A 13,630-nucleotide genomic window follows, 5' to 3' on the forward strand; every position below is an offset into this window, starting at 1 on the left:
TGTGCCGCAAAGTCATGTGAGCCACAATACAGCGCTTCTCATTCTATGGCAACCGATTTCACATATTGGGATGCCTCATGTGGGTGGCTAGGATGTTGTGGCGTGCATGAAGAAAACTCCACGAAGACTACTCAGGATCCGGGGGAAGAGCCCACGGCGGATAGCGGGCGCGCGGCAGACGCCTCCCCTGCTGGCACGCACAGGGCGCTGTCACTGGTGCCGCTTGCCACGTTGGTCGCGGTTGTTGGAACTGCGGTGCGCATTGCCGTTCTGAACGTCATCGCCGCCGTCAATGACCAGGAGCTGTGGGATCGGCTCACGTCGTGGGATTCCAAGTACTACCTGGAAATTGCTCGAGTGGGATATTTTGACGCGGATATCCACACTGATGGCCCAGTCTATGAGACGACAATGGCCTTCTTCCCGGGCTTTCCCATGCTGTTGCGGGTCCTGGGATGGACCGGGATCAGCCTCGAAGTAGCCGCGCTCATCGTTAACACCCTCCTCACCGTGGCCATGGCTGCCGGCGTTATGGTCTTGGCGCAGCGCTTGGGGGCGGGGCGCCGTGGGCAATGCGCCGCTGCCATCGTGGTGAGCAGCGCTCCGATGTCCATCGTGTTCTCGATGCCTTATACCGAAGCTCTCTTCGGGGCCCTCCTGGTGTGGGGACTCGTCGCGCTGGATGATCGCGCCTGGTGGCGCGCGGCGGCGTTCGGCTTTGCCTTATCGTTTGTGCGGCTGACCTCCGTGGACTTCCTTGCTGTCTTTGCCTTGTGGGTGCTCATCTATGGGCGGCGCTCGTGGCAGGCCTGGCTCAGCCTCATCGTGGCAGCGCTTCCGCTGCCAGCGTATTTATTGTGGACGCAGCGCTACCTCGCAGAGGCCGGCGGCTACTTTGGCATCCAGACCGAGCACTGGCATTCCACCTTCGACTGGGGTGCTGCCACCGTACGGTTCGTGTGGGAAGTTCTGACGGAGAAGAACGATGTGGGCTACCTGCTTAGCGTTCTGGTGATCCTGGGCGTCCCCGTGCTGCTGGTGGCGGCGTGGGGAAGGCTGAATCCGGTGGCGTGGTGGTTTAGCGCCGCGCTGTGTGCGAATGTGCTGCTTTCCGACGGCATCATGCACTCGCGCCCGCGTCTCCTCCTGCCCGCGATTATCTTGGCGCTTCCCTGGGCCGTGCGCGCGTCTGAGGTGCTGCGACCCCGCGAGCTCTGGCTCGCATGTAGCGCCTGGGTCCTGTGGTCGGCGTGGTTCTCCGCTTATATGCTGGTGGTCTTTGAGTGGGCCATCTAGCGCGGAAGCTCGTCCTAGCGTGGGCTTTGCTCCGCGCGCTGAGCGCTTCCCGGGTTGACCGGCACGCGGGATAGGACGATTGTGGCAACGATCATGATGATGAGCGAAACCCCCATCACGCACCAACCCGCAACGCTACTGACCTGGAATTTTTCGCCCAAGACCCAGTAGCCCAAACCGAAGGCCACGATGGGCTCCATGATGGTCATCGCAGGCAAAGAGTGCGCAAGCGCGCCAGCGTGGAAGGAATATTGCTGGATCACCGTTCCGGCAGCCGCCAGCCCAATGAGCACGTACAGCTCCCAGCTGGCCAGCAAGGCTGTGATGCCCTCGTGGGAGAGGACGTCCACCACTGCCTTGGCTACGAGCGCCACGTAGCCATACAGGATGCCGCACGCGCTCCCGAGCGCTAGGGCGGACTCCTCCGGCCGGTTATAGGCCGCCACGAACAGAGCGGTGAGGGCAAGCGCGCCGAGGGCGAAGGCGGGCCACCATTGGGACCAGGTGGGCGTCGTCAAGCCTGCGGTGGGGCGCCCATAGACCACCATGATGCTCACCGCGATGGTCAGCGTGAGGCACCAGAACACCTCCCGTGCCGGCATCGGCCGCCGGGAATACCAGGCGGCGAGCGGCAGCGTGAACATGAGGGACAGGATGAGGATTGGCTGCACGATGAGCAGCGTGCCGAAGTGGAGAGCGACGAGCTGTAGCGCGTAGGCAATAACGGCGGCGCTGGTCCCCACCCACCACAAGGGAGTCCGAATAGCGGTGCGCATGACGCTCCTGGAGCTAGCGTCCAACACGATGCGGTGGCGTATGACTGTGCCCCAGGCCACGACTAGCGCGGAGGCCAGTGCAAAAGTAATGGCAACCAGGTTTGAAAGCATCGTTTCTACCCTACCTGGAATTAATATCCAGCACGTGTTTCGATGGGAACCAAAGGGCGGTAGTCTAAAGGAGTTGACTGCCGGTCTATAGGTATTGGGCGGTGAACAGGTAATGGCCCTCACAAACAGGAAAGGTGGGACCGTCAGTGGCCCTAGTCGTACAGAAATACGGGGGATCCTCCCTCGAAAGCGCAGAGCGCATTCGCGCGGTGGCGGAGCGCATTGTGGCGACGAAGAAGCAGGGCAACGACGTCGTTGTTGTGTGCTCCGCCATGGGAGATACCACCGATAACCTGCTTGATCTTGCAGCGCAGGTCAACCCCGTCCCGCCGCAGCGTGAGATGGACATGCTGTTGACCGCCGGCGAGCGCATCTCCAACGCACTCGTTGCCATGGCCGTGGAGTCCCTTGGTGCCAAGGCTCAGTCCTTCACTGGTTCCCAGGCCGGCGTGCTCACCACCGAGCGCCACGGAAACGCCCGCATCGTCGACGTCACCCCGGGCCGTCTAACCGAAGCCTTGGAGAAAGGCCGGATCTGCATCGTTGCGGGTTTCCAGGGCGTGAACAAGGAATCGCGTGATGTGACCACCCTCGGCCGCGGCGGCTCGGACACCACCGCGGTGGCGCTGGCGGCAGCGCTCAAGGCCGATGTGTGTGAGATTTACTCCGATGTCGACGGCGTTTATACCGCCGACCCACGCATCGTCCACAACGCCCAGAAACTCGACCAGCTGTCCTTCGAGGAGATGCTGGAGATGGCAGCTGTGGGCTCCAAGATTCTGGTCCTGCGCAGTGTCGAGTACGCCCGCGCGTTCAACGTTCCCCTTCGAGTCCGCTCATCTTATTCAAACGACCCCGGCACGCTCATCGCCGGTTCAATGGAGGATATCCCCGTGGAAGAAGCAGTACTTACTGGTATCGCAACCGACCGTTCCGAGGCTAAGGTCACCGTCCTGGGCATACCGGACCGCCCGGGTGAGGCGGCCAAGTTGTTCCGCGCCATCGCGGACGCCGAGATCAACATCGACATGGTCCTGCAAAACGTCTCCTCGCTGGACTCCGGTACCACCGACATCACCTTCACCTGCCCGCGCGCGGATGGCCCAAAGGCCATGGAGATCCTGGCCAAGCTCAAGGAGGAGGGGCACTGGACCAACGTGCTTTACGACGACCAGGTGGGCAAGGTCTCCCTCGTCGGTGCCGGCATGAAGTCCCACCCGGGCGTTACCGCAGATTTCACGGAGGCATTGCGTGACGCCGGGGTCAACATGGAGCTCATTTCAACCTCCGAAATCCGAATTTCCGTGCTTACCCGCGAGGCCGATCTGGAGAAGGCTGCCGTGGCCCTGCACGATAAGTTCCAGCTGGGTGGCGAGGAAGAGGCCACCGTTTATGCTGGTACCGGACGCTAAAAATTAAGGAGTAAAGGTCATGACCACTGTTGCAGTTGTAGGCGCTACCGGGCAGGTTGGCCGCGTGATGCGCACCCTCTTGGAGGAGCGCAACTTCCCGGCCGATACGGTCCGTTTCTTTGCCTCCGCACGCTCCGCCGGCCAGGAGCTCACCTTCCGCGAGGACAAGGTCGTCGTCGAAGATTTGGCTGAGCAGACTGTGGAGAGCCTTGCAGGAATCGACATCGCCGTGTTCTCCGCCGGTGGTTCGACGTCCAAGCAGTATGCACCGCTCTTCGCCGAGGCCGGCGCCACCGTGGTGGATAACTCTTCTGCGTGGCGCCGGGATCCGGACGTGCCGCTCATCGTGTCAGAGGTGAACCCGCAGGATAAGGACAACGTCACCAAGGGCATCATCGCCAACCCGAACTGCACAACCATGGCGATCATGCCGGTGACGAAGGCGCTTCACGACGCCGCCGGTCTCACCACCATGCGCGTCGCCTCCTACCAGGCCGTGTCCGGTTCCGGATTGGCCGGCGTGGAAACCTTGGTCAAGCAGGTGGCCTCAATCGGTGACCGCAACGTTGAGCTCGTCCACGACGGCTCTGCGCTTGAGGTCTCCGAGGAGGATTTGGGCCCCTATGTCGCTCCGATTGCGTATAACGCGCTGCCGTTGGCGGGCAACCTCGTGGATGACGGAACCGAAGAGACCGACGAGGAACAGAAGCTGCGCAACGAGTCCCGCAAGATTCTGGGCATCTCAGAGCTGAAGGTGTCCGGCACGTGCGTGCGCATCCCGGTGTTTACTGGCCACACCATGGTCGTACACGCGGAGTTTGAGAAGCCGATTACCCCGGAGCAGGCCCGCGAGGTGCTCTCGGCCGCGCCGGGTGTCAAGGTCGTCGATGTGCCGACGCCCCTGGCGGCAGCCGGCATCGACCTTTCCTTGGTCGGGCGCATCCGCCAGGACCAGACGGTCGAGGACAACAAGGGCCTCGTCTTCGTCGTGTCTGGCGATAACCTGCGCAAGGGCGCAGCGCTCAACGCTATTCAGATTGCGGAGTTGCTGGTCTAGCGTGTGGCGCACGACAGTGCCGCACTGTTCTCCTCAATAAAAGAAGTCCGCCGCCAGAGTGAATTCTGGGGCGGACTTCTTTCTAATTGTGGCTATGTGTAGCGGGACGCGCGGCCCGCTACACATGCGGGAAGCGCTAGTCCTTCGGGACCTCGGGCTTGGTGTGCTCCACGAAGGTCACGGAGGGGTCTGGATCCTCGCGGTCGTATTCAATCTCATCGTCGGCCTCGAGTTCCTCGTGGATTTCCTCGGCGACGACTTCGACGAACTCCTCCGTTTCCATGTTGGAGGCAGCGGCCAGCTTACGCAGCTCGCGCTCGTTCTTCTTGGTGAAGTGCTCGCGCGGGTCGAGGCGGCGCTTGACCAAGGTGCGGGCGCGCACGCGGCGGTCAGACTCGGAGGTGATCTTGTCACGCTGGGTAATCCAGCTGATGACCATGACTGCAATCATGAGCAGGCCAATCCACCCCAGGATCGGGTAAACGCTGGATACTAGTTGCTTGAAGCCGACGAAGGAAAGGATAAAGCCCACGACACAGGCGCCCGCGTAGACGGGGTAGAAGAGCTTCGGCTTCTTGCGGGTTAGGCGTTTGCCCATGGCATAGAACATGCCGATGGCGGTGTTAAAGACCATGCCGTAGATGATGAAGGTCATGAAGTAACCCAGGATCGGGTTCACGTTGTTGATCAACGTGAGCACCGGAAGATCCTGATGGTATACGTCCGGCGCCACCATGTAGAGGGAGACCACGAGCAGGGCGAGCAGGAGCAGGTAGAAGAAGCCGCCGATGAGGCCACCGACACCGACGGCGCGGTTATCCAGGATGTTGCCGCCGATGACGATGGACATCGACACCGCGCACATGACATTCAAGCCGGTGTAGTTCAGCGCGGCCAGCCACCAGTTGCTGAGAGGGCTTTCGACGTTGTTGACCGCGAAATCATTGGCGCTAGACCAGTCAACATCCGTCACGATTATGGTGTAACCGGTGGCCAGAACCACGAAGATGATGATGAAGGGCGTAATCGCGCCGATGACGTTGCTGACCTTATCCACGTCGAGGAGGCCTACCAGCAGAACGAGCACGAGCATCACGGCCCCACCCACCCAGATGGGCACGCCGTCAAACTGCTGGCTGATGGTCGAGCCACCACCGGCGAACATGACGAAGCCGATGGAGAACAACGTGGCTAGGGTGCCCCAGTCCAGCACTCGGGAGACGATGGGGCCACTAATCTTGTCGTAGACGGCCGTGTGCTCGTCCGCTTGGAAGTAGGAGCCGAGCTGCAAAATGGCTACACCAGTAATGATCATGAGGGCGGAGGCGAGGAGTACACCCCACAGTCCCATGTTTCCGAAAGCCACGAAGTACTGGATTGCTTCCTGTCCGGAGGCAAAGCCGGCGCCGACGACGACACCAATGAAGGCCATGGAAATGGCCACTGCGCGTTTCCACATAAGGTAAAGAGGTCTCTCAATCTCACACGCGCCGGGGAATGTCATCACAACCCAAGGTGTGGTGCGGGCAATCGGGAAAGCCTCGCGGGCCCGGTTCGACTATCGATTTATCACGTGTGCCTCGAAAAAGATTAGGTGTGGTCGATAGGTATTTTCCAGCTGACACTACGATTTCTCGCTGAGCTGGCACCGGACGGGCCGCCAGGACCTGTCAGTTGCCGCACGTCTGCGCAGGTGCTGTGACTCCCGACGCCCATTTATAACGGCTCGATAACGATTATCCGCGCTGGTCGATGAGGTCCTTGCGGGCGCGGGCGACGCGGGAGCGAATTGTGCCCACACGAACCCCGGCGATTTTCGCGGCCTCCTCATAGGTGTAGCCCAAGACTTGGGTCAGGATGAGGGCTTCGCGGCGGTCTTCTGGGAGGGCGTCGATCAGCGCGCGGGCGTCGATCCACTCGCTCCACGTGCCCGAGCTTTCCGGGGTCGCGGCAAGGGCGGCGGCGTCCTCATACTCGGTGGCGGACTTGCGCGGGCGGGCCATGTCGTGGCGGATGTTGTCCACCCACACGCGGCGAGCGAGGGAGAGCAGCCACGTGCGTGCTGAAGAACGGGCGGCAAAGCGGGGGAGCGCGCCGATGACGCGCAAGTAGGTTTCTTGGGTGAGGTCGTCCGCGATATCTGGGCCGCCGAGGTGGGCGAGCAGGCGCCAGACATCATCTTGGGTGGACTTGATGAACTCCGTGAGGGCTGCGCGGTCGCCGCGGCCCGCCTTGAGGGCGAGATCGGTGACGCGCGCATCGTCGCGCTCGGAGTGTCGTTTCACCTCCCATAATTTACCAGTCGGGGGCGTGGGCCTCGGGAACCGCTGGGGCTCCTCTGTGGGCGTCTACATTTGGGAAAAAATCTGTTGCGTAGGTCATTTTTAACGGGTAGGCTATGAAAGGTCCGAGATTGATAACGAATCACAAATTATCAACAACTGTAGGAGGCATTAACCCCATGACTAACGCTTCAAACGAGTTCGTTGCAGACAAGGTTCTGGATAAGGGCCAGCGCGCCCCGGGCGGCGAGAACACCACCCGCCCTTCCGGTCAGCCCATTGCAACGGAAAACACCAGCATCACTGCTGGCGAAAACGGCCCGGTCGTGCTCAATGACATCCACCTTATTGAGAAGCTCGCACACTTCAACCGCGAGCGCGTACCGGAGCGCACCCCGCACGCTAAGGGCCACGGTGCCTTCGGCGAGCTGCACGTTACCGAGGACGTATCCGCTTACACCAAGGCCAAGCTCTTCCAGAAGGGCACCGTGACCCCGATGATGGGCCGCTTCTCCACCGTCGCCGGCGAGCAGGGCTCCCCGGATACCTGGCGTGATGTCCACGGCTTCGCGCTGCGTTTCTACACCGAGGACGGCAACTACGACATCGTGGGCAACAACACCCCGGTGTTCTTCCTGCGTGACGGTATCAAGTTCCCGGACTTTATTCACTCCCAGAAGCGTCTGGGCGCTAATGGTTTGCGCGATGCTGACATGCAGTGGGATTTCTGGACCCGTAACCCGGAGACCACCCACCAGGTCACCTACCTCATGGGTGACCGCGGTACCCCGAAGACCACCCGCCACCAGAACGGCTACGGCTCCCACACCTTCCAGTGGGTCAACGAGTCCGGTGACGCCTTCTGGGTGAAGTACCACTTCAAGACCCGCCAGGGCGTGGAGAACTTCACCGACGCCGAGGCGACTGAGATGGCCGGCAAGAACGCGGACTACCACCGCGAAGACCTCTACAACGCCATCGAGGAAGGCAACTTCCCGGTCTGGGACGTCAAGGTCCAGATCATGCCGGTGGCAGAGGCCGAGGAATACCGCTTCAACCCGTTCGACCTCACCAAGACCTGGTCCAAGAAGGACTACCCGCTGGTGGATGTCGGATACTTCGTGCTCAACCGCAACCCGCGTAACTTCTTCGCGCAGATTGAGCAGGTTGCCCTGGATCCGTCCAACATCGTCCCGGGTATTGGCCTGTCCCCGGATAAGATGCTGCAGGCACGTGTCTTCGCATACGCCGACCAGCAGCGCTACCGCATCGGACCGAACTACAAGCAGCTGCCGGTGAACCAGCCGCTCAACCAGGTCAACACCTACGAGCACGAGGGCTCGATGCAGTACCTGTTCAACGCCCCGGAGGATCCGGTCTACTCGCCGAACCGCCACGCCAAGGGCGGCGGCTACATGGACGGCGATGAGAACCTGCGCTTCAAGGAGCAGGAGACCACCACCGCTCCGGACCTTTACGTGAACCCGGATCCGGCTGGTATCGACTTGGTTCGTGCGCCCTACGTCCGCCACGCCGAGGACAATGACACCGTTCAGGCCACTGACCTGTACGAGAACGTCTACGACGACGGCGCCAAGGAGCGCCTCGCAGACAACATCACCAACGCTATGGCTGGCGTGTCCCCGGAGACCGAGGAGCGCGTCTACGCCTACTGGGATGCCGTCTCCCCGCAGCTGGGCAAGCGCGTGCGCGAGCTCTTCGCGGAGAAGAAGTAATTAACGCATACGCGTTAATTACGTAACCTCAGTAGCCCCGCTAGTGACCGAAGAACACGGTACTGGCGGGGCTTTTCCGCGCGCCTGACCGCTTTTGCCCAGCGTGAACGATAGTTTCTTTTACATGACCTCACGCCTAGCCAGCCCTGCTGACGCTAACCGGAAGGTTGGCACCCGCGCTCTTATACTCACCCTCGTGCTCATCGTGCCGCTCATTGTCGGTGCGGTCGTCGCCGCCGTGTCCAAGTGGCAGCCAGCCGAAACCTGGTCGCAAGAACAGGCCGGGGCTCCCAGTGATGGCACCATTGATCCGGCTGAGCTTTACGACGTCTCCCGTGCCCTCTCGGAAGCCAATGCCCAAGCCGGCTTTTTGGCCAACGGCACGAAGCAACTCGCTGACGGCACAGGGGAGCTCCAGGATGGCGCTGATGAGCTCGGCGGTGGAGTAGACCAGCTGGCCGGCGGCTCGCAGGAGCTTTATGACGGGCTCGTGCAGCTGCAGTCCGGCACCGCCCAGCTGGGCAACGGTGCCACCGAGCTGGCCGACGGCGTCGGCGGGGCCGTCGACCAAGTCGTGGGCCTCGGCGTGGTTCGCGGACAGCTCCTGCAGGCAATCGACGGCACCTTAAAGGACCTAGAAGGAAACAACTCGGCGGAGGCGAAGAACATCCGCTCGCAGCTTGGTGATCTGCGCGGCCAGGTGGAGAACTTCCAATTCGACCAATCCGTTCAGGATCAATTGACGCAACTCAAGGATGGCTCGCGCGACCTTTCTAATCAGCTGGCCGTCAGTGGTTATGCCTATCACGATGGCGTCTACCAAGCCACCGAGGGCGCGAAGCAACTCAATGCCGGTATCGGTGAGCTCAACGCGAAGGTCGATGAGGCCTTGAAGGGTGTGGACAAGCTTGTTGCCGGTGCGGAGAAGGTCGATGGCATGGCCAAGCAGAACCGGACCAAGGTGCAGGGCGCGCAGCGTGCGATGCCGACCGTCGCCGGGCCCGCCGAGGGCGGCAGCGAGCCCGCCCAGCTGCTGAGCCCCATTGTCGCTATGTTGCTAGCAGCCATCGCTGCTCTTGGCGGCGGTGTTATCGGCGCGCTGTTGACGCGCGTGGAGCGCCGCATCCTCACGCTTCTCGGCGGGGCGGTGCTGATTGGTGTCGTCGTGGGCTTGCTCGTGGCCCTCCTGGCTACTGGCGTGACCGCAGCCGCGGTGGCCTGGGCGGGGCTCGCGGCGGCGGGGGCCGGGGTGGCGTCGGCAAGCATTGCGTACGCGCTTGCGCGCGGCCTTGGCGCGGGCGGCTGGGTCCTGGGCAGCGTGCTCGCCGTGGCGCAGGTTGGCATCGTGGGCTGGGCGTGGAAGGCGGCGTCGACCGGCACCGATCTCAACGCTGCGATGAGCGCGCTCGTGCACCTCTTCCCCATGCAGTGGGCCACCTCCGCCATCACCGTGGCAGGTAATGGCGGGCAGTCCCCACAGTTGTGGACTGCTCTGGCCATTTTGGGGGTAATCACCATTGCGGCCTTCGTGCTCGTGGGGGCACCTGCAGGGCGGGCCGAAAAGGAAAAAGCCTAGCTCACGGCCCTGCGTCCGACACATCGCAGAAGTACCACGATATGTTACTCGGTTTTCCAGATTTTGCTACCGCTGTGAATGGAAAGAGTGCTAGAGTGAAAGTCGCTCACAAAGCCTACTTAGGGGGTAGGCAAACGGTTTCTCCAATCCGTTGTGAGTGATAGGGAATAGGGGCGACGCGGCTGCTGTAGGGGCACCGCGTCGTTTCCAATTGTGGGGGTAAAGTTGGCGGCACCGACTGCCCAGGAATTGGAGAATCACCGTGACCGACTCCCGCGATATCAAACCTTTTGCTGCCAGCCGCGGACCCAAAATAACCTCCGTTGGCGCCATCATCGGTGCGGCGATGGTGGGTGGTCTGTTGCTCGGGGGAATCGGCGCGGGTGCGAGCCTGGCGGCCTTCGATGAGCCCGAGCGCTCCGACTATGTCATCCAGCCCGCACAGCGTGAGGTGCAGGCTGACATCATGGACCCGGACGATGTGCTCACCCAGGAGGAAGAAGAGCGCATGCTTAGCGATGTCTCCCGGATCGCCGCCCCAGACGTGGTCCAGGGGCTGCATTACATGGTCTTTGCCAAGAACAAAGAAAACGTTAACGACTCCGTGGAGGAGTACCTGCGCGATAATCACCCGGAGCTCATCGGAAAGGATAAGTTCGCCGATGGTCAGGTCTTCGTCGGCGTGGGACTCGACCCGCGCCAGGCCTTCGTCTTTGCGGGTGAGGACGTGTCCGGGCCGATGAAGCTGCGCAAAGGTGACAGCCATTTGGAGCAGTCCATCGAAGCCATTAAGCCGGGCGTGCGGGATGACAACATTCCTGCTGGGCTTTTTGCTGGCGCGGCGGCAGCGATCGATGTGGACCGTGCTGCGGATGCCCAGTACGAGAGCGCGAAAGATGGGCGCATTGGAGCGGCCATTGGCCTCGGGGCGGCGGGCCTGGGCGTCGGTGGCGCGGGCGCAGGCATCGTCGGCGGTACTCGTCGCAGCCGGCAGAAGAAGGCGCAGCAGGCGCGCGAGAACTGGGACTATGTCTCGCAGACCTATACCGATGTGGCGCAGCGTCTGAGGGAGATCGATATCCGGGCGCACTCGCTGCAATCGGGTCTGGTGGATGAGCGTTTGCGTGAGGACTGGGAGGGCCTTCGCGATGACTTCCTCGCCATCGATGCCCAGGTGGGATCCCTTATGTCGATTCCGGCCGATGCGCCGGATGAACAGTTCCGCTCGTATGCCGAGCCCATCGCCCACGCGCGCGAGCTGTGTGAGCGCGTGGAAACCGCCGAAGTCAACATTGAAAAGCTGCGCCGCATCGAAGACGCTGATGCCGATGCCCGCCGCTTCGAGCTCTACGAGTTGGGTAAAGACCTGGCCCAGGCAGGCTACTTGGCGGCGGATATCGACTCGGCGCTTGAGCGTCACGCCAAGGAGCTGGAAGGTGCCGCCGTTGCACTCTCCAACGAGCCCAATCACCCGCAGTTCATGGAACGCTACTTGGAGCTCTTGGACCGCACCGCGCTACTCTCTGAGCACCTGCAGGCGCAGCTGCAGAAGCGCAACGAGGCCGACGAGCGCCCAGAGCGCACGCGCATCTATGATTCCAACTTCTTCGCCGGTTCCGGCTACCACGGCTACGTGCCCTTCTACGTTGTGAGCACCTGGGACAGCGACGCCACCGCCGCCAATAGCAGCTCCTCCTCCAGCGGCGGCGTCAACAGCGGGTTTAGCTCGGGCTTTTCCGGTTCGGGTGGTTCTTCCAGCTTCTAGGGCAGGCGGAAAACGAAAAAGAACCCGCAGTTTCCTGCGGGTTTAATGGTCGGGATAACAGGATTTGAACCTGCGACCTCTTCGTCCCGAACGAAGCGCGCTACCAAGCTGCGCCATATCCCGGTGTCTCGCTCTAAGCGGTACCGGAATACTGTAACTCACCCCGGTCTGAAAGGACAAAACGGCAGCGTGGAGGGGGTATCCCTAGGCGGCCTTCTCAGTGATACGCAGAAGCGTGGCCGACGGGCGGCAGAACACCCGGAAGGGAACGAACTTCGAGGTGCCCAACCCGTTGGAGACATGCATGTACATCTCTCCGAACAGGTGCAGGCCCTGGGCGCGGACGCGGTCGATGCCGCAGTTAGTCACGATGGAGCGCGAGCCCAACACCTTAAACGGCAGGCACAACTGGCCGCCGTGCGTGTGCCCCGACAAGGACAGCTGGTAGCCGTCAGCGGCGAACTTCTCCAAGACGCGGGGTTCCGGGGAGTGCAGGAGCGCCAAGGAAAGGTCGGCATCCTCGTTCGGGGCGCCGGCGATTTCCGAGTAGTCATCCAGATCATGGTGTGGGTCGTCCACACCGGCGGCAGCCAGGCGAACATCGCCCACCTTGAATTCCACGCGAGCCTGGTTGGCATCGTGCCAGCCGTGCTCAAGGAAGGCCGCGCGCATGCCCTTCCACGGCAGGTTCACATAAGAGGGCTCGTTCTTCTTCCCAATCAGGTAGTTGAAGGGATTCGGGATGCGCGGCGCCCAGTAATCATTGGTGCCAAAGCAGAACATCCCTGGGCGGCTCAGCAGCGGGCCAAGCGCGCGGAGGACCTCGGGGACACCGCGCTCGTCGGAAAGATTGTCACCGGTATTGATCACCAGGTGCGGGTCGAGGGCGTCGAGGCCTGAGACCCACTCGATTTTGGCGCGCTGGCCCGGAATCATGTGGAGGTCGGACACGTGCAGGATGCGGAACTCGGACTCCTCGCGCAGCGTGCCGGGCTCCAGCAGCGGCAGGGTGTACTCCTTGAGCTCGAACTTGGTGAGCTCTGAGTGCGCCCATGCGGCGGTGCCCAGGCCGGCGGCGGCGAGTCCGCCAAGGACAGGGAAACTCTTCACCCTCACCACACTACCTGGCCGGCTGGCGTAGATTGAAGGGCATGAGTGAGTTGAAAGAAACTATCCGCGCTGACCTTAAGACCTCGATGAAGTCCAAGGACAAGGCCCGTACGAGCGCCATCCGTTCTCTGCTGTCTGCCATCCAGGCGGAGGAAACTTCCGGTTCTCGCCACGAGATCACCGATGAGGACATCCTCAAGGTCATCGCCCGTGAGATTAAAAAGCGCCGCGAGTCCGCAGAGGTTTACGCGGAGAATGGCCGCCCGGAGTTGGCGGAGGCGGAGCTTGTCGACGTCCCCTTCTTCGAGGCCTACCAGCCGGAGCAGCTTGACGACGACTCCCTGAACGCCCTTGTTAAAGAATCCATCGCCGAGGTTGAGAAGGACTCCGGTGAGCCGGCGACCATCAAGCAGATGGGTAACGTCATGAAGGTGGCCACCGCCAAGGCTGCCGGACGCGCGGACGGCAAGCGCCTGTCCACGGCCGTGAAGGCCGCCCTGAACTAATGC

Annotated in this window: 11 protein-coding genes and 1 tRNA gene; 7 read left to right on the forward strand and 5 right to left on the reverse strand. The window is 62.0% G+C overall.

Going from position 1 to position 13,630, the window contains the following annotated elements:
• Window positions 1–102 precede the first annotated feature (102 nt).
• A complete protein-coding gene (locus R3O64_RS00965) occupies window positions 103–1,296 on the forward strand; it encodes a mannosyltransferase family protein (protein ID WP_339017138.1) in 1,194 nt (397 codons plus the stop codon).
• A gap of 14 nt (window positions 1,297–1,310) precedes the next feature.
• On the opposite strand, the gene R3O64_RS00970 is transcribed toward R3O64_RS00965, so the two are convergent.
• Window positions 1,311–2,183, reverse strand: a complete 873-nt coding sequence (locus tag R3O64_RS00970; RefSeq protein ID WP_070561342.1) for a DMT family transporter — start codon at window positions 2,181–2,183, stop codon at window positions 1,311–1,313.
• Window positions 2,184–2,329: 146 nt separating this feature from the next.
• Between R3O64_RS00970 and R3O64_RS00975 the strand changes: the two genes are divergently transcribed.
• Together R3O64_RS00975 and R3O64_RS00980 are read left to right on the forward strand one after the other, a co-directional pair.
• On the forward strand, window positions 2,330–3,595 hold the full coding sequence (locus tag R3O64_RS00975) for an aspartate kinase (RefSeq protein ID WP_070533793.1): 1,266 nt from the start codon (window positions 2,330–2,332) through the stop codon (window positions 3,593–3,595).
• Window positions 3,596–3,614: 19 nt separating this feature from the next.
• Window positions 3,615–4,652, forward strand: a complete 1,038-nt coding sequence (locus R3O64_RS00980) for an aspartate-semialdehyde dehydrogenase (protein WP_070524049.1) — start codon at window positions 3,615–3,617, stop codon at window positions 4,650–4,652.
• 136 nt (window positions 4,653–4,788) lie between these two features.
• On the opposite strand, the gene R3O64_RS00985 is transcribed toward R3O64_RS00980, so the two are convergent.
• Window positions 4,789–6,111 carry a hypothetical protein gene (locus R3O64_RS00985; protein WP_339017139.1) on the reverse strand — a complete coding sequence of 441 codons (1,323 nt, stop codon included), beginning with the start codon at window positions 6,109–6,111 and terminating at the stop codon, window positions 4,789–4,791.
• A 277-nt stretch (window positions 6,112–6,388) separates the two neighbouring features.
• Window positions 6,389–6,937, reverse strand: a complete 549-nt coding sequence (locus R3O64_RS00990) for an RNA polymerase sigma factor (protein ID WP_070524053.1) — start codon at window positions 6,935–6,937, stop codon at window positions 6,389–6,391.
• Between the two features lie 176 nt (window positions 6,938–7,113).
• Between R3O64_RS00990 and R3O64_RS00995 the strand changes: the two genes are divergently transcribed.
• From R3O64_RS00995 to R3O64_RS01005, 3 genes are all read left to right on the forward strand, one after another.
• Window positions 7,114–8,670 (forward strand): catalase, encoded by a 1,557-nt coding sequence (locus R3O64_RS00995; RefSeq protein WP_070533789.1) that lies wholly within the window; start codon window positions 7,114–7,116, stop codon window positions 8,668–8,670.
• 124 nt (window positions 8,671–8,794) lie between these two features.
• Window positions 8,795–10,246, forward strand: coding sequence for a hypothetical protein (locus R3O64_RS01000; RefSeq protein WP_339017140.1), 1,452 nt, complete (start codon window positions 8,795–8,797; stop codon window positions 10,244–10,246).
• A 262-nt stretch (window positions 10,247–10,508) separates the two neighbouring features.
• Window positions 10,509–12,011 carry a DUF5129 domain-containing protein gene (locus tag R3O64_RS01005; protein WP_339017141.1) on the forward strand — a complete coding sequence of 501 codons (1,503 nt, stop codon included), beginning with the start codon at window positions 10,509–10,511 and terminating at the stop codon, window positions 12,009–12,011.
• A 46-nt stretch (window positions 12,012–12,057) separates the two neighbouring features.
• On the opposite strand, the gene R3O64_RS01010 is transcribed toward R3O64_RS01005, so the two are convergent.
• Together R3O64_RS01010 and R3O64_RS01015 are read right to left on the reverse strand one after the other, a co-directional pair.
• Window positions 12,058–12,134, reverse strand: a tRNA-Pro gene (locus R3O64_RS01010).
• 81 nt (window positions 12,135–12,215) lie between these two features.
• A complete protein-coding gene (locus R3O64_RS01015; protein ID WP_339017142.1) occupies window positions 12,216–13,121 on the reverse strand; it encodes a metallophosphoesterase in 906 nt (301 codons plus the stop codon).
• 41 nt (window positions 13,122–13,162) lie between these two features.
• Here R3O64_RS01015 and R3O64_RS01020 point away from each other — a divergent pair, with 41 nt between their 5' ends.
• Window positions 13,163–13,627, forward strand: coding sequence for a GatB/YqeY domain-containing protein (locus R3O64_RS01020; RefSeq protein ID WP_070533780.1), 465 nt, complete (start codon window positions 13,163–13,165; stop codon window positions 13,625–13,627).
• Window positions 13,628–13,630: the final 3 nt, after the last annotated feature.

This window comes from Corynebacterium hesseae (genome assembly GCF_037850265.1).
Classification (GTDB): domain Bacteria; phylum Actinomycetota; class Actinomycetes; order Mycobacteriales; family Mycobacteriaceae; genus Corynebacterium; species Corynebacterium hesseae.

What these genes read in the sequence shown, in the direction of transcription:
- R3O64_RS01020 (WP_070533780.1), top strand. Translation starts at nt 13,163, where the DNA reads ATGAGTGAGTTGAAAGAAACTATCCGCGCTGACCTTAAGACCTCGATG.
- R3O64_RS00995 (WP_070533789.1), top strand. Translation starts at nt 7,114, where the DNA reads ATGACTAACGCTTCAAACGAGTTCGTTGCAGACAAGGTTCTGGATAAG.
- R3O64_RS00980 (WP_070524049.1), top strand. Translation starts at nt 3,615, where the DNA reads ATGACCACTGTTGCAGTTGTAGGCGCTACCGGGCAGGTTGGCCGCGTG.
- R3O64_RS00970 (WP_070561342.1), bottom strand. Translation starts at nt 2,183, where the DNA reads ATGCTTTCAAACCTGGTTGCCATTACTTTTGCACTGGCCTCCGCGCTA.
- R3O64_RS01000 (WP_339017140.1), top strand. Translation starts at nt 8,795, where the DNA reads ATGACCTCACGCCTAGCCAGCCCTGCTGACGCTAACCGGAAGGTTGGC.
- R3O64_RS00985 (WP_339017139.1), bottom strand. Translation starts at nt 6,111, where the DNA reads ATGTGGAAACGCGCAGTGGCCATTTCCATGGCCTTCATTGGTGTCGTC.